We start from the raw sequence: 20,267 nt of genomic DNA, 5'->3' as shown, positions 1-20,267 counted from the left end.
GCCGTCGAGCCGAAACGGTGCCCCATCATTCGAATGCAGCTTCTTTACAATCGTTGGTAGATAGCGTGCACGCGGCGATGCGTTTTTACGCTTTATTGCTGTGAACCGGATTTTAGAGAGTGGATCGACAACGGTGCACAAATAGCAGCAAAACGAAGATTTATTGCACTCTGCTGCAGACCGTTTTTAGCGGCGTCCAACGCGCCTGTGCGGCCATTTGCGCGCCGTAAGAGCGAAATTTACTACAAGCGGCCGGTGACACGCTGGTCTCTCGTCACAGTAGATCGTCTTCCCGTTGGAGCCCGCGCCCGCGAACCCGTGTGAGGCGAGCCTGCTAACCGGCTTTTGACACCGTGGCAAACGCTGAATGGATGCGGGCTTGCCGTGAGCAATTTCACGGTGGCAGCGTGAGCCATAATCTCGCGGGGTTTCGATATGTTGTTATTTCGCGCGTTGCGTAGAATTCGCGCTGTCTACACTGATCATGAAAAAAATCGCGCTGTTTAACCATAAGGGTGGCGTGGGGAAGACCACCTTGACTGTCAATCTCGCCGATGCATTTAACGACAAAGGCAAAACAGTTCTTTTGGTGGATGCCGATCCCCAGTGCAACCTTACGTCCTTTTATATCGACGAAGATCAACTGGAAACGCTCCTCGGTGATTCTGACAACGAAGATTCCGCAGACACGCTGTGGTCCGCCATCAGGCCCGTCGTGGTCGGCCGTGGTGGCATAAAGGAAATTCCACACTGGACGCTCCCCTCGAAGAACATTCATTTGCTGCCGGGTGACGTGCTTTTGTCCGACTATGAAGAGGCGCTGCCGGCCGCATGGACCGACAGTTTCGCGCGCCGGACCAGAGGTTACGACGTGACGACTGCCTTGTCGCAGGTCGTGAACCAAGTCGCCGAGTCTGTCGAGGCGGACGTTGTCATGTATGACGTTGGGCCGAACGTCGGTGCGTTGAACCGCGCGATCTTGCTCGATTGCGACTACTTCATCACTCCTGTTGCCGCAGATCTTTTTTCTCTTCGGGCGCTGACTACCGTCGGTCGCTCTGTTTCCAAGTGGGTTTCCGATTGGGCCACGATCCGCGGAATGGCATCTGAGGCCGATCAAGCGATGTTGCCGCGGGGGCTGCCGCATTATTTGGGTTACATCACTTCTGCTTACAAAGTGGGTAGGGGTGCACAAGCGGCATACCGGTTGGGAGAAAGATATCGGCCCGCGCGTTCGATACCGCGTCATTGATACATTGCGCAAGACGAATCCTGCGCTGGCCACACCTGGCGCAAGCAAACTTGGTGGCATCCGGCATTATCATAGCCTCGCACCTGAGGCCCAGCGACACGGCGTCGCGATCGGCAAACTGCGTGGGATAGTCAATTCCGGCCAGAATGATCACGTGGACGAAGCCAAGCATGAGTTCGCAACATTGGCGCAGGAAATCCTTAGGCGAATTGGCGTCTGATACCTTGATTGCGGGCAACTTGCTCGCCAAAAACGAGTGATAAGGGTGCTATGGCAAATTACACGGTACGGGTGGAGTTAATCGGAGTCGACCACGACTCCCATAAATACGACGAGCTTCACGATGCGCTAAAAAAGAAAAGCTTTTCGCGGAAACTGAACCTTGACGCAGGCAGCTTCAAACTGCCGCCGGCTGAATATAGCAAGGTCACCGATGATAAGAAGACGGAAGTCTTGGCCGCTGCAAAAAGCGCTGCAACGTCAGTTATGGGGAGCGACAAGAAACACCGCATCCTTGTGACCCGATCCGAGGAGCCGCGTGCGTATTGGAATCTGGAGGCGGCTGAATAACTGCGACGCGCGCAACATGGGCGAGACATAAGGTGTCTTTCTGCGCGCTGGCAGTCTATGCGCTGGTCTGGGCCGAGCCCTTCACGATGGCGGCGAACTCTTGCAATTTTCCGCCGCTTGAAAACTCGTGAACGCCTGCTCCGGACGATAGCAAGGTGAACCGGGGCTAGAAAAGAATGTGGACGGCGTCAAGCTGCTCGGCGGCCCTGTATTTGACCCCTGCCCTCTGGCGCAGCTGCTTGACCCGTCTGATGCCTGTAATACGGTCCAGGTGGACCGCTATCTGGGGTTAAAGACCGGTTGGCAACCAGAACAACAAGGTCGGTGAGAGGTGGGCTTCTATATACGATAATGTCCTTTATCAGATATAGGAGAAGAGATGGAGCGCGCTGCGACGCTGCGCCTGACTCTGGTGCGTTCGGCCAACGACGAGGCCGCGTTCAGCCCGAACTACCAGCGTCAGCTCAAACAGTTTTACCACCTGGTGCGCGCCAATCACACTCGCATCAGCGCCATCGCGTTCACGATGCCAAGGGTGTCGGACGACAGCGGCTTTACGGGTGAATTCGTTGTGCCTCTCAGCCAGGAGATCGGGTCGGTGCTCGCGCAAGCGGCGCTGGCGTGGCGCAATGCTCGGGCCGGCCGCATCGTCCGATTGACGCTTGGTACCCTGGATTTTGATGTCGGAACAGCAGGCGCACTGGAAGCGCTGGTGACGCGGGCGCAGGCGCTGCTAGTGGCAGAGGCAACGACCGTCAAACCTGAGAGGACAAAGAAGTGATCTCTGGAGAACCTCCCTATGCCCGATAAGCTTATTTTCGACCTTCGTACGGAGGTGGCTGCTGTCCTCGAGGCCCTTGAAGGTCTCGTCATCACGGTTGACTTCGATAGTGAAGATCCGGATAGCGTAGAGGCTGCCATTGAAAAGGTCGAAGCGACGATCGACGCTACCGTGGAGCCTTACCGCGGCCATCCTTTGATCGAATCGGCGGTCGCTGACCTGAAGGCCGAGTGTCGAGAAGGCCTCTATGAACACGCCGAGCGTGCTGCGCCGATTAAACCGGGCATCACGACCAAGCCGACGCTTCACTGAAGATCCGATGAGCTCAATCCTAGTTCCGGCGACCTCTCTTCCCGCGCTTGTGGTCTCCGCTGGCGAGCAAGCAAGTATTCGCTTTTTGGAGTTCTTTGCCTCGGCGATTCGCAATCCGCACACACGGCGCGCGTATGCGCGTGCAGCGGGGGATTTTTTGAGCTGGTGCGCCGCCGCTGGCGTCACGTCCATTACCGCCGTGCAGCCGCTGCACGTCGCCGCGTGGATCGAGCTGCAGACGCAAACTCACTCGGCGCCGACGGTCAAGCAGCGCCTGGCGGCGATCCGCCACCTATTCGACTGGCTCGTCACCGGCCAGATCGTCCCGCACAACCCGGCCGCATCGGTGCGCGGCCCGAGCCACACTGCCAAGAAGGGGAAAACGCCGGTGCTCGATGCGGGTGAAGCGCGGCTGCTGTTCGACAGCATCGATGCCTCTACGCCGATTGGGTTGCGGGATCGGGCACTGATCGCGCTGATGGTGTTTTCGTTCGCGCGGGTGGGCGCGGCACTCGCAATGCGGGTGGATGACGTGTACACGCAGAACAAACGGTTATGGGTGCGCTTGCTTGAAAACGACGGAAAGCAGCACGAGATGGTCTGACATCACACTCTCGAGGCGTACCTGCATGCGTATCTGGAACAGACCAGCGTGGGCAATGAACCGAAGAGTCCCCTATTCCGTACAATTGCTCGCGGCACGGCGCAGCTGAGCCCGCGGCCCCTGCCGCAGGCAAACGCTTATGTGATGGTGCGACGCCGCGCGCTCGCAGCCGGCATCGGCACAGCGATCGGCAACCACACGTTCCGTGCGACCGGCATCACCGCCTATCTGAAAAACGGCGGCACGCCTGAGAACGCGGCGACGATGGCTCATGTGTCGCCGCGCTCCACCATCCGCTACAGCGACTCACCTTATGAAGTCGAGCTCGACGAAATCGAGCGGATTTTCATATAAATCGACTTTCAAATTTGACGTCGGCTATCCCCTTCAACTTCGGTCACTCGAAGACGGTAGCTGGATGTCTCTTGATGGGCCGGTTGCCGAAATTCAAAGGCAAACGCCGATCGAGCGCTGCGGTCGGGCGGTCGAACTTCCGTCACCGACCCCAAGCGGCCGTTCAAGAGCGTACATTCGTTAAGGCCGGTCTCAACGTATAGCGGCCTTGATGAACGCTTAATGGGTCAGTTCTGCATGAACATCAACAGCCAAGAGCAACCTTGGCACCTTTGGGCGCGGTGAGCAGGTGATAGGACGCCCGTACGGGCTGAAGCGCAAAGCCGAGATATTGCCCCGGCGCACTATGCTTCGTTGGTTTTATCTCGACGTTCAAAAGTCAAGTGAATTGTCAGATTCTGCGCACGGATCCCGGTCGAGGACATCAGCATTGGCGTGAAGCCGGATCGCCGGTCGCGTCCATGAGTTTCTTCAGGAATCACCTAGATCTTTGATCCACAACGTGTCGTGAGCTCGGCCCACCCTCCGAGTAAACTGCAAGAGGCTCCTCGTGCACCCCTTGCATGTCAGAAAAAGATACATTATTTTCTGACGCATGAAGACGATAGCCGCCTCTGTTCCTGACTGGGTCATGAAGCGCGTCCGCGCCAGCGTCCTTAAGCCCAGCGACTTCCTCACGGTTGCCGCTCGCCCGTCTGTCGATCGGGCCCTCTCCCGGCTAGTAAAGGGCGGACAGCTCCGCCGGCTTGCGCGTGGGCTCTACGACTTCCCCAAGCTGCACCCAAAGCTCGGGGCACTGTCCCCTGCGCCGGACGATGTCGCACACGCTCTTGCCCGGGAGACCGGCTCCCAGGTGCAGATCGCCGGCGCACGGGCAGCGAACGCGCTCGGCCTTTCGGCGCAGGTCCCGGCCAAAGCACTTACCTGACATCGGACGCGAGAACTTAAGGGTACCCCCACCGCATTTGATTTGATGGCCTGCCAGCCAAAGGGGACGGCGAACCTGCGCGCTCGAAACTTGTTTCGATTTATTTTTGGAGCGCGTTCCGACAATCTGCAAAAAATTTTTGCGCTCTGCCGTCGTGGAAAAGCGCAACGTGCTGTTCGCAGTAGAGATGAGGTTTTTTGATTCAGATGCTATGGCGCGGCAAATTAATCGTGAATATGCATCCGACACCGGGCCGATTAGTTACCGTCAAGTTACCATCAAACGATTCAATGATCCCTTTAGTGATTGAGAGGCCCATGCCTAAACCACTTTTGTCTTTCGATTGTTGCGTGAAAGGTTGAAACATGGTTGCGACGCTGCCAGGAGGAAGTCCGCCGCAGTGGTCACGTACTTCGATTAAAATGCGGTCTCCTGCCGCGTAGGCGACGAGCTCCACCTCGGTATTCGGTTTTGTGAATTTAAAACCGTTTTGCACTAGATTAGTCACTGCGGAATATAATTCGTCGCGGTCTGCCCAAACGGCGAGACCTTGTTCGATTGGCAGAGCCGTAAAAGCAACATCACGAACGTGCGCGGCCAACGTTGCGGCGTGCGCCACATCCTGAATAAATCCCGCCAACTGAAATTTCTCACTCGAAAGCCCTTTGTCCGTCTCTCCTTTAAGTTCGTCAAGTGACCGATTGATCAGGTTGCGTAGACTATCAAGTCCGCGCTGGAGGACTGTGCCTGTTGCGCCGTTAAGATTCAAGTTACCTTTCTTCGCCGCTTCGAACGCTAAAGTCGCACTCGACAACGCGTTGCGTAGTTCGTGAACAAGTGCCGCTGTGTCTTCTCGGTCCTGTTTTCCTTGAGCGCTACGATCGGCGTTACCGCGCTGATAAGCGAACTCCATAACCGCCTTTGCGATTGCGTTGTCAAGACAACGGTTTAACGTTTGATATTCATCTACCAGAAACGGGACATCGCGTTCGCGAGCAAGTGCCATGATAACTTGGCAGAGATCGCCGTAATGATGAACGACCTCTTCTATGGACACATCTAAAAGCTGCAGCTTATTTGCGTATTGTCCTGCCGATGCGCCCATCTCCGAAGCGTCGTTCGATCCCAAACTAGGGCCGGATATGGCACGACTTGTTAGCGGGTCGCTGCCCTGTTCCACGCGCAGGGTTACGATCAATTGGTCTAAGAATAACGCGATTCCGGTTTCTAACCGTTCCGAAGCATGAGTGAAAGAAGACCGGGCGACGACGCGAAGTCTGCATCGTTCAATCAGTTCACTTCGATTGTTCGACAGGAAATTGTGCATCATAGAATTTCCCCTACGTTGGTTCACATTTTCGTAAAGCTTAATGGCGCAGCCTTTAGTCGCATTTTTTGTTAATCGCCGAAGAGCGAATTTTATGTAAGAGGCCTCTCGCCCGTACTCGTTGGTCTTGGTTGCACTGTTCGCTTGCTATCAATCGACGCAAAAGATCCGCCCAATAGGCTGCATCTAATCTGGGCATCTGTGTAGTGGCAGAAAGCAGTTCAATCTGTATGATCATTAGCGAAATATGCTCAATAATCTCGTCGGCTGCGCGCGCGGAAATTCGATGTGTTTGGACCCTTAAAGAGTAGACCATTTGGTTCTCCTTTTGTTGTTCTATCCAGAGCAATAACCCAGCCTGTAATTGGCGCACAACCTATATCGCCAGATATAAAAATGTTTTGCTCATCAAATTGATAAATCGTTCACTGAAGGTCGCGAAAATGGTTGGTTCGAGCGTTATTTGCGCGCTGGGGTGTCCACGCTCCAAACTTTAAAATGATCAGACGGTCAGGACCGGCGACTTAGTGGATGGAGGAAAAATGCCCCAGCCATGCCTCGTGCTCCCAAAATCCGAACGGCCATTTCATTTCCTGCCCCTGAGGCGCATTCTAGGGTAATGGCTAGCTTCGAAGTTGTTTGCCAAACCTCACTCGTCGGCGTTGCTAATGCAACGAGGCTTCAGTAGATGAGTGCTTCGTAGGGTATTTGACTTCGAGCGTCTTCGATCTGGTCAACGCGGGGGCGAGCGTGCTCTCGGCAGTGCTAGGACAGTCAAGTTTTGGTAACGCAAACGAAGTTTCGATAGAAAACTTCGATGGCTTCGGACTTAAGAGGATTGTTGCTTGGCCGTTAAGGAAGCAGGGAGCGGCCGTTAATCTGGTGGCTCCGCACACACACGCATATTCGGAGAAATAATGCGGAAAAATATTGAGAGAACCGCGCGATTGGTCCGTCGCGCAGGTGAGATCGCGCTCGTCCTCACACTGGCAAGCGGTTTACCCCTAGCAGCAGAGGGCGCGACATCTAAGACGGCGACGTTCACCGTGTCGCTGACCATTCAAGCCGATTGCGACATCACCGCCAATTCGCTCGATTTCGGCTCGACGGGCATTATCCAGACAAACATCGACCAAACAACCACGGTCAACGTGACCTGCACGAAGGGCACGGCCTACAACATCGGGCTGGATCAGGGCTCGGTAAGCGGCTCGGCCGTGGCGACGCGTCTTCTGGGCGGCATGGGTTCACCCAATCCGACAGTCAACTTCGGCCTCTATCGCGACTCGGCGCGCACTCAGAACTGGGGCCAAACGATCGGCACCGATACGCTCTCGGGCACCGGCACCGGCTCCTCGCAAGCCCTCACCGTCTATGGCCGAGTGCCGACGCAAACCGCCCCGGCGGCGGGCGCCTACACGTCGACCATCACGGCGACGGTTACATTCTGAGGCCCCGGCGATGTCCTTTTTCCGTTCTTTCAAGCTCGCGGCCGGGGCGCTTGCCGTGGCGCTCGCCGTGCCCGCGCATGCCGGTGCGCTGCAGGTTTCGCCCATCCGCGTCGATCTTTCGCCCGAACAACCCGCCGCCGTCATGAAGCTGCAGAACCGCGGCAGCGAGACCATCACCGCGCAAGTGCGCGTGTTCGGCTGGTCGCAAACGCTCGACGAAGACCGTCTCGACGAAGCGCGCGGCATCGTTGCAAGCCCGCCGATCATCAGCATTCCTGCCGGTGGCGAGCAAACCGTACGCATCTTGCGCACGAGCCGCGAAGCGCCGCGCGGCGAGGAGACGTATCGCCTGCTGGTGGACGAGATTCCGCAAGCCGAAACCGCCCGCACGACTGGCGTGCGCATGCAGTTGCGCTATTCGGTGCCCGTCTTCGCGAACGCCACGTCCGGCCCCGCCACGCCTAAGGTCGATTTCACGCTGGAGCGCGCAAGCGCCGGCGCCGATCCGAAAGCCGCGCCCGCGCGCCTGATGTTGCGCGCCGCCAATGCCGATGCGCTGCACGCGCAACTGAGCCAGGTGCGGATCGAATGGCCGGACGGCCGCGTCACCGAAATGGCGCCGGGACTCCTCGGTTACGCGCTGGCGCACGCGACACGCCAATGGCCTGTTGCGGATGCCGCCAGCACCGCAACCACCGCCACCGTGCACGCGACCATCAACGGCACGCCCGTCTCGACGCAGATCTCGCTCGCTAGCCCGCTCGTCGTCTCGTCGGCGAAGTGACGTGACGTGAAGGCCGGTCATGTCGAGAGCCGCAAAAGGCGCGGCGGCAGGCGCGCGCGTGCGCGTCTGCCGTTCGTGCTCGCGGCGAGCGCCAGTCTCAGCATGGCGGTGAGCGCCGCGTGGGCCGCGCAGATGGTGACGTCGCCCGTGGCATCCGCCAGCGCCAGTGCTGCCAGTGCTGCCAGCGCGGCCAGCGCGGCGAACCCCAAACGCGATGGCGTGCTCTATCTGGAAGTGGTCATCAACGACATCTCCACGGATCAGGTCGCGCAGTTTTTCATGGTGGACGGTGCGCTCCACGCCATGCCGCGTGAGCTCGCGGAGATCGGCATCCTCGCGGGGGAGACGCCCGTGGATGCGCAAGGCCGCGTGGCGCTTGCGACCATCGCCGGGCTGTCGTATGCGTACCGGCCGGAACTGCAGCGCATCGATATCCGTGTCAGCGACGCGCGCCGTGTGCCGTCCACACTTAACGACGGCTCGTTGCGCCGCCCGACGACCTCCACGGCCACCGGCGCGCTTATCAACTATGAATTCACCGCGCAGCCCCAATACGAGTCGCGCTACGCGCTCTTCAGCGAGGAGCGCTTGTTTTATCCGGGCGGCACCTTCAGCAACACCGGCACCGCTTACCGATACGGCGAACGCACGGGCTACACGCGCCTCGATACGTCGTGGCGGCGCTCGAACCCCGACACGATGATCACCACCCGCATTGGCGACACGATCAGCTCGTCGCTCTCCTGGACGCGCGCGGTGCGTCTCGGCGGCGTGCAGGTATCGCGCGACTTTTCGCTGCGTCCCGACCTCGTGACTTATCCGGTGCCGACGCTCGGCGGCTCGGCGGCCGTGCCCACCGCCGTGGATCTCTACGTGAACAACGTGCGTCAATACAGCGGTCAGGCGCCATCCGGCCCGTTCGTCATCAATGCGGTGCCGGCGGTGACGGGCGCGGGCGAGGCAACCATCGTCACGCGCGATGCACTCGGCCGCAACGTGATGACCACGGTGCCGCTCTATATCGACGCGCGTCTGCTCGCCACCGGTCTCACCGATTTTTCGATGGAAGGCGGCTTTCTGCGCCGCAACTATGGTTTCGAATCGCTCGGCTATTCGGGCGAGCCGTCGCTGTCCGCGTCGCTTCGCCATGGTGTTTCCGAACGTTTCACGGTCGAGGCACATGCCGAAGCGACGCGTCACATCGTCAATCTGGGCGTGGGCGGCCTGATCCGCGCGGGCGCAGCGGGCGTGGTCAACGTCTCCGTGGCGGCAAGCACGGGCAAGAGCACGGTACAGACCATCGGCTACGAGGGCGGCGTTCCCGTCGCGGGATCGACCACCACCGGCGCGGGCGCGCAGTTCAGCGCAGGCTGGCAGTACCGCGCGCCGCTTTTGTCCGTCGACATGCAAGTGCAGCGCGCAACGTCGCATTACGGCGATCTGGCCTCGAGCGAAGGCGCGCCCGCGCCGGCATCGACCGACCGCGCAACGGTGGCCGTGCCCTTGCAGATCGTCGGCCAGCCGGGCGCAGTGAGCATGACATACGTCGGCGTCAACGATAGTTACTCGGGCCGCGCGCGCATCGGCTCGCTCGCGTATTCGTCGTCGATAGGCGGGCGCGTCGCGCTCTCGGCAAGCGTCTATCGCGACTTCGGCACGACGCGCAATGCGGGGCTCTTCATCGCGCTCAGCATGCCAATCGGCAGCAGCATGAACGCGAGCGTGAGCGGCGGTTTCGACCAGCATTCGCCGCTCATGAATGCCTCGCTCTCGCGCACGCCGGATTACGACGGCGGCTTCGGCTGGCAAGTGCAGGGCGGCCAGCAGAACGGCAGTGTGCAGGGACTCGCGCAGGGCACGTATCGCAATCGTTATGGCGATGTGATCGGCTCGGTGTATCAGAACCGCGGACGCACGGCGACCGAGCTCGACGGCTCCGGCTCCATCGTGCTGATGGCAGGCGACGTGCTCGCGGGCCGCCGCATCGACGACGCCTTCGCCGTGGTCGATACGAACGGCGTGGCAAACGTTCCCGTGCTGCACGAGAACCGGCTGATCGGCAAGACCAATGGCGCGGGTCATCTGCTGGTGCCGAACCTGCTCGCCTACGATTCGAACCATCTCGCCATCGACCCGCTCGGACTGCCCGCGACCACGTCGATCAGCGCGACGAGCCTGAACATCGCGCCGCAAGCGCGCGCGGGCGTGCTGGCGCGCTTTTCCATCGAGCACTTCAGCGGCGCGCAGCTCAAGCTCGTCGACGACAACGGCAAGCCCTTGCAGCCGGGCGCGCACGCCATCGTGAGCGCAAGCGGCAAACAATACCTCGTGGGCTATGATGGCCTCACCTTCATCGACGATCTCAAGGCGCAAAATCATGTGTTCGCTCAATGGAATGCCGGTTCCTGCGAAGCCGATATCGCGTTCGCGCCGCAAACCGCTCAGTCGCTCGAAACGCTCGGGCCGTTCGTCTGCCATGCGGTGACGCGATGAAACTGCTTCGTCATGTGATTGCGCTGATCGTGTTCGTGCTTTGCGCACTGGCCGCGGGCAACGCGCAAGCGCAGGTCTGCACGGCTATATCGACGGGCATGAGCTTCGGCTCGTACAGTCCGGTGACGGGAACGCCGAGCGCGAGCGCGACCATCGCCATCAAATGCTCCGGGCTGCTCGCAAAGTTGCGCGTGTGTGTCGCGCTCGGGCCGGGCGTCGGGCAGACGAGCTATGCGCCGCGGTACATGACGAACGGCGTGAGCACGTTGCAATACAACCTCTATAGCGATTCGGCGGGCACAAGCGTGGTCGGCTCGATCTTTGGTCCCTATGCTCCCGCGTTTTACGATTTACCGGTGAACGCGGGCGCGGTGAACACGACCGTGACTGTGTACGGCAAGATACTGCCGTCACAATCGAGCGTGCAGGCGGGCAGCTTCGGCGCCACGTTCGGCAGCACGGCGATTGTCGGCTATCAGACGCTGCCGACCACCGGCACGTTTCTCGACTGCCTCGCGCTACCGGTTTTATCCGGGTCTTTCTCGTTTGCCGTAACGGCGAACGTCATCAACGACTGCACGATCTCGGCGTCGAATATCGACTTCGGCTCGAAGGGTCTGCTCTCCTCGACGTTGACGGCGGCGGGCAGCTTATCCGTGGCCTGCACCAATGCGGGTGCGTATGCCATTTCGCTTTCGGCGGGAAACGGCGTCAACGCGACATCCGCGACGCGCTACATGACGCTCGCCGGCGGCAGCGACAAGATCGGCTACGGGCTGTATCCGAGCGCATCGTATTCGGTGCCTTGGGGCGATGGCACGTCGGGATCGACGACCGTAAGCGGCACTGGCAACGGCGCGACGCAAACCATTCCGGTGTATTCGCGCGTGCTGCCGCAACCGACACCGCCGCCAGGCAGTTATAGCGATACGGTAATCGCAACGGTGATCTTTTAAGGCGCGTGATCAACCTACGGTCCGCAATCAGCGTTTGCTATACGAAGCCCAAGATAATTTGCGAAAGAGCATCGCTTGGAGTGCTGATAACGTTCATCGTTAAAGCCATCTCTTCGGAACTTCATCGCTCATCTAAGACGGTCGGTGTTGATAACGCCTCGACCAATGCTCTCCTCATTTTGTCTAATTTAGCTAACCTTCAAAGTCACCCCGAATCGCTTGCTAGAACGCGACTTCCACTGTAGTTAGGTCAGGATGAGATCCCTCAATTTCTGCCGACCTAAACACGGCGAAAGAACCGCCTGGAACAATGCGATATTGACCACGAATCGAGCACTCGACATCTAGCAGGCTGTTGAAATACCCTTTGCGCGGTCATCCGTGCGTAAGGGAGAGACGTTGATTTAAAGAATTCGACGACACAGAGACAGAAGCGATGCGCGGCCCCGACAGCTACACTGAATCGATGTTCACGATGTCCAGACTGGACGATTTCGTTCCGGCCAATCATCCGCTGCGACCGATTCGCCTGTGGCTGAACGAGGCGCTCAGGCGCATGGACGAGGTGTTTTCGCGCATGTACGAGAGCGAGGCCAAGGGCGGTCGCCCGAGCATCGCGCCGGAGAAACTGATACGCGCGCTGTTGTTGCAGGTGTTGTATTCGATTCGCAGCGAACGCATGCTGATGGAGCAAATCTCCTACAACATGCTGTTTCGATGGTTCGTCGGACTGGCGATGGATGATGCGGTCTGGGACCACTCTACCTTCAGCAAGAACCGCGACCGGCTGATGGTCCACGATGTCATGGTCAGCTTGTTCAACGAGACTGTCGAGACGGCGCGCGTGCAAGGTCACCTGTCGGGCGAGCACTTCAGCGTCGACGGCACGCTCATTCAGGCGTGGGCGGGACACAAGAGTTTCGTGCCCAAGACAAAGTCGGATGACGATTCGCCGCCTGAGGGCGGAGACGGCTCGCAGGAGAACTGGCGCGGCGAGAAACGCAGCAACGACACCCATGAATCCAGCACGGACAGTCAGGCGCGCTTGTTCCGCAAGAGTCGTGGCACGGGCGCGGTGCTTTGTTACATGGGTCACGTGCTGACCGATAATCGGCATGGTCTCGTGGTCAACGCACAGGTCACGCAGGCCAATGGCACGGCCGAACGGGATGCGGCCGCGCAGATGCTTGCGGATGCTGCGCAATTTGCCGGTACGACCATAACGGTCGGTGCTGACAAGAACTACGATACGGCGGGCTTCGTGGCGACGTGTCGCGAGAACAACGTGACACCGCACGTGGCGCAAAACGATGCACGCGCGGGCGGTTCCGCGATTGACGCTCGAACCACACGATGGCCAGGCTATGCAATCAGTCAGTGCAAACGCAAACGCATCGAGCAGGTGTTCGGATGGGCAAAGACCGTTGGCAGAATTCGGCAGGCGATGTATCGAGGTCTGAAGCGAGTCGACCAGCTCTTCGTGCTCACTCAGGCGGCGTACAACCTCACTCGCATGCGAACGCTTGCTGCTAAGGCAGCTTGAAAGAGTAAGCGAGAAGGAACGCGGCATCGGCGGCATCTGAATCAAGGAGAATCGGCGTCAATTTATTTGGAACATTCCAACGCGCTAGCTCTTCCGAATAATCGGGACTGTCAGATTTTTTGTGTTTGAGGCAGTTAAGGCAACCCGCTTTTCAGCGGGTAGCGGTTTGAGGATCTTTCAGTCGTAGGGATGCGTGAAGCGCGCCTCGTACAGTATCGCGAATTGGTTCATGGCGGCTTTCCAGTCGTGTGCGGCACGCGTCCAGCCTGCCGTGATGTTGCGTAATACCAGCCACAGCAGCTTGGTCGCGGCTTCGTCACTCGGGAAGTGGCCGCGCGTGCGAATGATCTTGCGCAAACCTGCATTCACGCTTTCAAGTGCGTTTGTCGTGTAGATCACCTTGCGTACTGCTGGCGGGAACGTAAAGAAGGGAATGACACGCTCCCACACCCGTCGCCATGCCGAAGCCACCGTCGGATAGCGACGACCCCATTCGCCTTGGTCGAACGCATCGAGTTCGGCAGCAGCGGCTTCGGCGCTGGGTGCGGTGTACACCGGCTTGAGCGCGGCGGCCAACGGCTTACGGTCCTTCCAGTTCGCGTAGTCCAGACTGCTGCGAATCAGGTGCACGATGCAAGTCTGCAACGTTGTCTTCGGGAACACGGCTCCAAGCGCTTGCTCCATGCCTTGCAGGCCGTCGGTGACGGCGATCAGGATGTCATGAACGCCGCGCGTCTTCAAGTCATTAAAGACCTTCATCCAGAACTTGGCGCCTTCGGTGTTCTCGATCCACAGGCCCAGAATATCGCGAGAACCGTCCGGCAGGACGCCCAGGGCTAGATAGACCGCTTTGTTGCGCACCAAGCCGTCTGCACGGATTTTTACCCGTAAAGCGTCGAAGAAGACCACCGGATACATCGGCTCGAGCGGACGGCTCTGCCAGACAAGCACCTCGTCCATGACGGCGTCGGTGACCGAGCTAATGAACTCCGGCGACACCTCCGTGCCGTACTGCTCCTGCAAAAACGCCCGAATCTCGCGCACCGTCATGCCGCGCGCGTACAGGGCGATAATCTTGTCGTCGAAGCCCGTAAAACGGCGCTCGTGCTTCGGGATGAGGATCGGTTCGAAGGTGGAATCACGGTCTCGCGGAATCTGCAGGTGTAGCGGGCCATCGGATGTCAGCACCTTCTTGGCGCTGTGCCCGTTGCGCTGATTCGTGGCCGTAGCCGGCTTCTCAGCCCCGGGCTCGTAGCCCAGATGCTGACCGAGTTCAGCCCCCAGAGCGCGCTCGATGAGCGCCTTCTTCAAAGCGGCGGACAGATCCTCAATTGAAGCTGCCGTCATCGGGCCTGAGGCCAATTGGTCGAGCAGCTCTTTAGGGATTGACGGCAGTTCTCGTGGCGGTGTCTTGGGTTTGCGTGGCATAACGGCTCCATTTCCATAATGGTAGCCTCACACACAAAATTGCTGACAGTCCCTAACGACTCCATTTCCATAATGGTAGCCTCACACACAAAATTGCTGACAGTCCCGAATAATCGAGCCCACGTTCATTGAGGCATATTTCAACAGCCTGCTAGACGAGGAGCAGCGGTAATGAAAGTGCAGGTTTCACTTACAGTTAGCTTGACTGGTATGGCTATAGTGTCTTCGCCTGCATGGCAAAACGAGGTTGCGCCGAACGCGAGCGCAGACAAAACGAACATCGCTATCGACGTATATGTACTGAATGCCATCATGGTCGGAAAACAGTGGATAGGAACAGACTCAGACGAGCTGCAAACTGCTGCATTGCCAACACGGTGTCGATCGGACTATTACTAAATTCGCGCTTACGAGATTACTGCTTATCCTTCGCCTCTTGCAAGGGCAAGCGCTTCACGCCTTCATCGTTCGCCCGCCAGTGGGAAAACTGTCACCTAGAAAGCCTGCCAGTCGCCATCGCTTGATACGGTTGCTTGCCTCGATGCTGGCGGTCGAATTGAGGCGCTCATCTTCTTTGAATGTTTGGGACGAGCTAAAGGTGGAAGAGAAATCAGCGGCGGCGTAGACAGTAATTCGGTCGAGACACGCACCTCGGCGCAACTGATCCCAAGCTGGAAAACCGATACCACATCGCGGAGCGCGCCTGATTGCTGAGCCATCGATTGGGCTGCCGCGCTCGCTTGCTCCACCAAGGCGGCATTCTGCTGCGTAACTTCATCCATTTGAGAGACGGCCACGTTTACTTGCTCGATACCGGTGTGCTGCTCGGAGGACGCGGCCGAGATCTCACCCATCAGGTCGGCGACGCGCTTGACCGACTGTACTACCTCATTCATCGTCTGACCGGCTTCTTCGACGAGTTGTGAGCCGGCACTTACCTTCAACACCGACACGTCAATGAGGTCCTTGATCTCCTTGGCAGCGGTCGCGCTGCGCTGAGCCAAGGTTCGTACTTCACCGGCTACCACCGCAAAACCCCGGCCCTGCTCGCCTGCGCGCGCGGCCTCAACTGCCGCATTTAATGCAAGTATGTTGGTCTGGAACGCGATGCCTTCGATTACCGTGATGATATCCGCGACCTTCGCAGAGCTCGCGCTGATCTCCTTCATCGTATCGACCACACGGCTAACGACCACACCGCCGCGCGCGGCCACTTCCGACGCATTCGCCGCCAGGGTATTGCCTTGCTGCGCATTTTCGGTGTTTTGCTTGACCGTTGATGTCAGTTCTTCCATGCTGGCGGCCGTCTCCTGGAGCGACGCCGCCTGCTCTTCCGTGCGCTGACTAAGATCAGTGTTGCCAGCCGCGATCTGTGCCGAAGCCGTGGCAATGCTCTCGCTACCACTGCGCACACGTCCGACAATGTCGGCAAGCCGCTCGTTCATATGACGCAGTGCGCGGAGCAGTTGTCCCGTTTCGTCCGCGCCATCATCGATAATTTCGGAAGTCAAATTTCCTTGTGCGACGGTCTGCGCAACCTCAAGCGAACGGCGGATAGGCGCGACGATTGATCGAGCGATTAAGATCGCCCCAACAACGCTGAATGCAATGGCCAGAGCTACCAGCACAATGGTAGTGACCAATGTCTTTTGATAGTCGTCAGCGGCTGCTGCTGCGGCATCGTTGGCCCCCTTCGTATTCAGTACGATGTCGCGCGTGATCAGATCAGACACCGTCGAGAATAAAGCCGAGGACTGATTTGCCGCCAATTCCCTAGCTTCAGTGTAATGGTCTGCTCCACCATCGTTCAGTGCGTTGACCTTGTTGTCGACCGTCAAATAGGCCGCCCAAGCCGTCTTGAAGTCCTCGAAAAGCTGCTTTTCATCCGGCGAAGATATAAGCGATTGGTATTTAGCCAGCGCGCCGTCGAGACTCGCTAATGCATCGCTGCGCTTCTTCTCTTGCGCGGCCTTCTCGTGCGCGTTGGTTGCCAACAGCGCCCCCGACGAACCACGTCTTACCGCATTGGTTGCCGAGCGAACTTCCCCCAGCGTCAACACGCTCGGCATCCAGTTGGTCGCAAGGTCATTGGTGCCTTTGTACACGCGCGACACCTGCACCAGTGCGAGCCCGCCGATCAGGCAAAGCGCAACTAGCGTCAACCCGAAGCCAACGCCAAGCTTCGCCCCGATACTAATATTTCGTAAAGCTTTCATTGAACTCTTCCCTAGTTGTACCACGCAAGAACGGGCTACGAATTCGACACCTCCGATCTACCTTTTCATAACTAACGGCGATAGCGCGTGTAACTTTAGATTTTTCCAATTCAAGAAAGGGTGCTCGACTAGAAATCAACTAATAAAATAAAAAGCCGGCACAAAGGCCGGCTCGAAGAGCCTGTAACGCGGGGAACGAAACAGGTGAAGAGCGCTCATCATACGATTGGTGGCACTGCATCACAACTTCTATTTTTGCCAATTTTTTCTATCGGATCGATTGCATTCCCGCAAGACACGACCTTTTATCCCTCAAAAGGAGTAAGACGAATGGAAGATGATCTGATCCTCAAAACTTGCGAAAGCTGCAGTCCTCCAAGGGGTGTCCGTGTGCACTATGCAGGTTTGGTTGGAGGATGAAAGCTGGTCGCTGAATGGGACCTTGCGATTGAAGTCATAAGGGAAATCGCAGCAAAATGGTAAGCGCACAGGTACGCCGTGAACAAGCCCGCCATGCCTATCGCTGGGTTGAGCCAACTGCGTGCCTGTGCGCTGATGCAAGTGACACGCGACCACACAACGGACCATAAACGCTTCGCCGCGGGCGTCCGTGTATAGCCAAAAAAGCGACCAAAAAGCACGACGAGTCAAGAAATCCGGCGACTCACATCAGCGCGGCCGCCGCGCGAATTTGAAGCAAACACCCCCGCGCTTCTTCGTTGTTTTTCTCCGCCGCCTGCGCGAGTTGAAGCATCGCCGCGAAACTCTTGGCGAAATCGCGCAGGTGGCGCGCGGCTTCCCCCTCCTCCGCTCCGGAGCGATTCGCCTCCGCTTGCTCGATGACGGGCTCAAGCTCTTGCGCTGCTCGCGCGCAATCTCGCAGGCCTGCGGCCACCGAAAGGCATGGCGTGGACAAAATGCGGTTGAACGCTTCCTCAAGGCGCAGAGCGCCCTGCGCGCCGTGCCCGCCTCGTCGCTTTGCGTTCCGAAGGGCGGCCAGAGACGCCGCCCGAAGCGCTTCGATTTCTCGCTCTTCTTCGCGCAGGCTCGCGCCCGCTCGCTCGGCCAACTTTCTGGCGTCGCGAAGCTCCGCGAGCATCGCCCGCAAATCAACGCTTTCTTCTTTCATGTCCGCTCGCTTTTGTAGGAGAAGGCGCGGCCATCTCTGCCATCGCTGTCGTCAACGTGTTGTCGGCCCGGCCGCCCGCATCTTTAGCTCGCGCTCCGCCTTGCCTGAAACGCCCGACGGCTTAATTGAGCGATGGCTCTAGTCGGCGCTCGGTGTGCGATTGCGCACTGCTCTGGCTAGCTTGCGGCGCGAAACTCATTGAGCGCCGAGGGCAATTTGGTGCCGAAAACATTCAAAAACCCAAAAAGAAAACGAAAAGAAAATGTGCTTCCCGACAAACTGGCGGGCTGCGGCCCAGCGCGCCAAGCGCGCCTTGTCCATGAACGCCGACGACGCGGCGGACGCCGCCGCGCCGAAGGAGGCGCGACGCCCCGATGGACCCGAGCCGGCGTCCTCCATCGAATACCGGGAGTCGCATCGCGGATTTTCGATCCGAGTCTTCTCCAACAATGACGGCTCCTTCTCGGTTCACGTGGAGGGCGGACGCGGCGAAGACGCCGCGAAAATCGAGAAGCGTCTCGCCGACGTAGGCGTTTCCATCGCGCAAAAGTTTCCATCGTTCGAGCGCGCGATGCGGTCCGTCGAGCTCGCAAAGCGCGCGATTGGCCCGTTTGCTGCGGATCGCGGCGACTGACGTTCTTGCTTGCGCTATCCTTTCGGAGACCTGCAAAGCCAACGGATGAGAGCCTTCAGTTCAATATCGCGACGCGCTCGTGCTGGCCATTGCTCCGGATCGCTGCGCCGCCCGGCGTGCCGGTAATACGTCGACGGCGCGATCGGCAGCAGGCGGCAGATCGGCTCGATACCGTAGACGTCGCGATGCTCGTCGATGAACGCGATCATGGCTTCGATCGGCGGTCGAGCTCCGCCTGCGCGAAATATGCGGAGGCCTTGCGCAGGATCTCGTTGGCCGTGCGCAGCTCACGGTTCTCGCGCTCCAGTTCCTTCAGACGCGCCAAATCCGAAGTTGTCGCGCCCGTTCGTTGGCCACGGTCGCGCTCTGCCTGAATGATCCAGTTGCGAAGCGTCTCGCGCGACATCCCCATCTTCGAGGCGATTGAGCGGATCGCCGCCCCCTGCGTTTGGTACTCGTGTTGGTGCTCAAACACCAGTCGCACCGCTCGCTCCCGCACCTCATCCGAATATCGCGTGCCGGTGGGCTTCCTTGTCTTGCCTTCGCTTTCCATGCTTCAAATCTCCCGTTACAGCCAAGATCCGAAGTCTCCTACATTTCCGGGGCGGTTCAGTTCATTGCTGCGTGCCCAACGCCCATAACTTCGCCGTACTCGGCCAGCAAACCCCTAAGGCAGTTAGACTGGGAGCGCCGGAATATGACGAGTTGCTGCCGTATCCGATGCAGCGCCAGAACGGCCTGTTGGGCTTCAGTCTTAACCGGCACGGCCCTCACGCCGGGGTGTTTTGCTGCGGCCCAGATGGCACGCGCGTCGGCTAGGTCGTTCTTGTTTCCTGTCACGAAGGCCTTCACAAGTTTGCTGGGCATAAGCTTGACCTCGTGCCCAAGCTCCACGAGACGACGTGCCCAGTGCTGTGAGCCTCCGCAAGCCTCCATCCCGATAAGGCACTTTTCCCGATTAGCAAAGTGCTCCAAGAAATTGTCACGACGAAGCTGTTTGTCGAGCACCTCGCCAGTGTCTGCGACTATCCAGTGAAGCTGGAAAACCCGCTTGGCGATATCTACGCCCACGACTGTCGGTTCCATTTGCGCTCTCCGGTAGGACGAGGCCTCAATTATGCGATGAGGAGGCGTCCATACCATTTTTGCCCAGCAGGCGCTGGAGCTCCTTTATCTGCTTCAGCGCGTCGCTCAACTCGGACGCCGGCACAACTTCTTCTCCAGCGCTCACTGCCGACAGGCTGCCGTCCTGATGCAGCTTGCGCCACTGAAACAGCTGATTCGGATTGATGCCGTGCAGCCGAGCCACCATCGAAACTGTCTTGCCGGGCTCGAACGTCTCCCGAACCATCGCCAGCTTCTCATCAGCCGACCAGCGCCGTCGGCGCTCAGGTCCCGTCAACACTTCCATTACTTCGTTCTTGTTGTTAGTCATATACACAGTCTTATGCCTACCCGCTATTGTAAGTGGGAGACTGTGTCCGGTCTTTCACGGGGCTGTTCCA

General features: G+C 58.7%; 14 protein-coding genes, 5 pseudogenes and 1 other annotated feature. Of the genes and pseudogenes, 12 read left to right on the top strand and 7 right to left on the bottom strand.

All coding sequences use genetic code 11. The features are described 5' to 3' along the window. Positions 1–484 precede the first annotated feature (484 nt). From LDZ28_RS30510 to LDZ28_RS30485, 6 genes and pseudogenes are all read left to right on the top strand, one after another. Positions 485–1,252: a ParA family protein gene (locus tag LDZ28_RS30510; RefSeq protein ID WP_244832092.1), complete on the top strand. Its 768-nt coding sequence runs from the start codon at positions 485–487 to the stop codon at positions 1,250–1,252. 270 nt (positions 1,253–1,522) lie between these two features. Then, entirely contained in the window at positions 1,523–1,822 is a 300-nt protein-coding gene (locus LDZ28_RS30505; RefSeq protein ID WP_244832091.1) for a hypothetical protein, read from the top strand. Between the two features lie 379 nt (positions 1,823–2,201). Further along, complete coding sequence (locus LDZ28_RS30500) at positions 2,202–2,603, top strand: hypothetical protein (protein ID WP_244832090.1); 402 nt, start codon at positions 2,202–2,204, stop codon at positions 2,601–2,603. Between the two features lie 18 nt (positions 2,604–2,621). Further along, positions 2,622–2,915: a hypothetical protein gene (locus tag LDZ28_RS30495; RefSeq protein WP_244832089.1), complete on the top strand. Its 294-nt coding sequence runs from the start codon at positions 2,622–2,624 to the stop codon at positions 2,913–2,915. A gap of 7 nt (positions 2,916–2,922) precedes the next feature. Next, positions 2,923–3,873, top strand: a pseudogene (locus tag LDZ28_RS30490) (tyrosine-type recombinase/integrase). Positions 3,874–4,504: 631 nt separating this feature from the next. Beyond that, positions 4,505–4,792: pseudogene (locus LDZ28_RS30485) on the top strand (DUF6088 family protein); the annotation flags it as partial. A gap of 211 nt (positions 4,793–5,003) precedes the next feature. On the opposite strand, the gene LDZ28_RS30480 reads toward LDZ28_RS30485, so the two are convergent. Further along, a complete protein-coding gene (locus tag LDZ28_RS30480; protein ID WP_244832088.1) occupies positions 5,004–6,131 on the bottom strand; it encodes a sensor histidine kinase KdpD in 1,128 nt (375 codons plus the stop codon). A gap of 914 nt (positions 6,132–7,045) precedes the next feature. Here LDZ28_RS30480 and LDZ28_RS30475 point away from each other — a divergent pair. The 5 genes from LDZ28_RS30475 (at position 7,046) to LDZ28_RS30455 (ending at position 13,355) form a co-directional block, all read left to right on the top strand. Further along, complete coding sequence (locus LDZ28_RS30475; RefSeq protein ID WP_370652301.1) at positions 7,046–7,579, top strand: spore coat U domain-containing protein; 534 nt, start codon at positions 7,046–7,048, stop codon at positions 7,577–7,579. Between the two features lie 10 nt (positions 7,580–7,589). Then, entirely contained in the window at positions 7,590–8,363 is a 774-nt protein-coding gene (locus LDZ28_RS30470) for a molecular chaperone (RefSeq protein ID WP_244832087.1), read from the top strand. A 6-nt stretch (positions 8,364–8,369) separates the two neighbouring features. After that, positions 8,370–10,856: a fimbria/pilus outer membrane usher protein gene (locus LDZ28_RS30465; protein WP_244832086.1), complete on the top strand. Its 2,487-nt coding sequence runs from the start codon at positions 8,370–8,372 to the stop codon at positions 10,854–10,856. After that, positions 10,853–11,812, top strand: a complete 960-nt coding sequence (locus tag LDZ28_RS30460; RefSeq protein WP_244832085.1) for a spore coat U domain-containing protein — start codon at positions 10,853–10,855, stop codon at positions 11,810–11,812. Before LDZ28_RS30465 ends, LDZ28_RS30460 begins: the two co-directional genes overlap by 4 nt. Positions 11,813–12,248: 436 nt before the next feature. Continuing rightward, complete coding sequence (locus LDZ28_RS30455; protein ID WP_244829659.1) at positions 12,249–13,355, top strand: IS5 family transposase; 1,107 nt, start codon at positions 12,249–12,251, stop codon at positions 13,353–13,355. A 177-nt stretch (positions 13,356–13,532) separates the two neighbouring features. On the opposite strand, the gene LDZ28_RS30450 is transcribed toward LDZ28_RS30455, so the two are convergent. The 3 genes from LDZ28_RS30450 to LDZ28_RS30440 all read right to left on the bottom strand — a co-directional run bounded on the left by LDZ28_RS30450 (position 13,533) and on the right by LDZ28_RS30440 (position 18,128). Continuing rightward, on the bottom strand, positions 13,533–14,783 hold the full coding sequence (locus LDZ28_RS30450; RefSeq protein WP_244832084.1) for an IS256 family transposase: 1,251 nt from the start codon (positions 14,781–14,783) through the stop codon (positions 13,533–13,535). 494 nt (positions 14,784–15,277) lie between these two features. After that, positions 15,278–16,999, bottom strand: a complete 1,722-nt coding sequence (locus tag LDZ28_RS30445; protein ID WP_244832083.1) for a methyl-accepting chemotaxis protein — start codon at positions 16,997–16,999, stop codon at positions 15,278–15,280. Positions 17,000–17,663: 664 nt separating this feature from the next. Then, positions 17,664–18,128, bottom strand: coding sequence for a hypothetical protein (locus tag LDZ28_RS30440; RefSeq protein WP_244832082.1), 465 nt, complete (start codon positions 18,126–18,128; stop codon positions 17,664–17,666). Positions 18,129–18,447: 319 nt separating this feature from the next. On the opposite strand from LDZ28_RS30440, the gene LDZ28_RS30435 reads away from it, so the two are divergent. Continuing rightward, complete coding sequence (locus LDZ28_RS30435; RefSeq protein WP_244832081.1) at positions 18,448–18,762, top strand: hypothetical protein; 315 nt, start codon at positions 18,448–18,450, stop codon at positions 18,760–18,762. Between the two features lie 41 nt (positions 18,763–18,803). On the opposite strand, the pseudogene LDZ28_RS30430 reads toward LDZ28_RS30435, so the two are convergent. From LDZ28_RS30430 to LDZ28_RS30420, 3 pseudogenes are all read right to left on the bottom strand, one after another. After that, positions 18,804–19,315 (bottom strand): annotated as a pseudogene (locus LDZ28_RS30430) (transposase); the annotation flags it as partial. Further along, positions 18,897–19,013 (bottom strand) — a sequence feature (AL1L pseudoknot). It overlaps the preceding pseudogene by 117 nt. A 59-nt stretch (positions 19,316–19,374) precedes the next feature. Beyond that, positions 19,375–19,848, bottom strand: a pseudogene (locus LDZ28_RS30425) (IS110 family transposase); the annotation flags it as partial. A 46-nt stretch (positions 19,849–19,894) separates the two neighbouring features. Further along, a pseudogene (locus LDZ28_RS30420) lies at positions 19,895–20,173 on the bottom strand (transposase); the annotation flags it as partial. Positions 20,174–20,267: the final 94 nt, after the last annotated feature.

It is taken from the genome of Caballeronia sp. TF1N1 (genome assembly GCF_022878925.1).
Lineage (GTDB): Bacteria > Pseudomonadota > Gammaproteobacteria > Burkholderiales > Burkholderiaceae > Caballeronia.
This window is presented reverse-complemented; position numbering and strand designations above follow the sequence as displayed.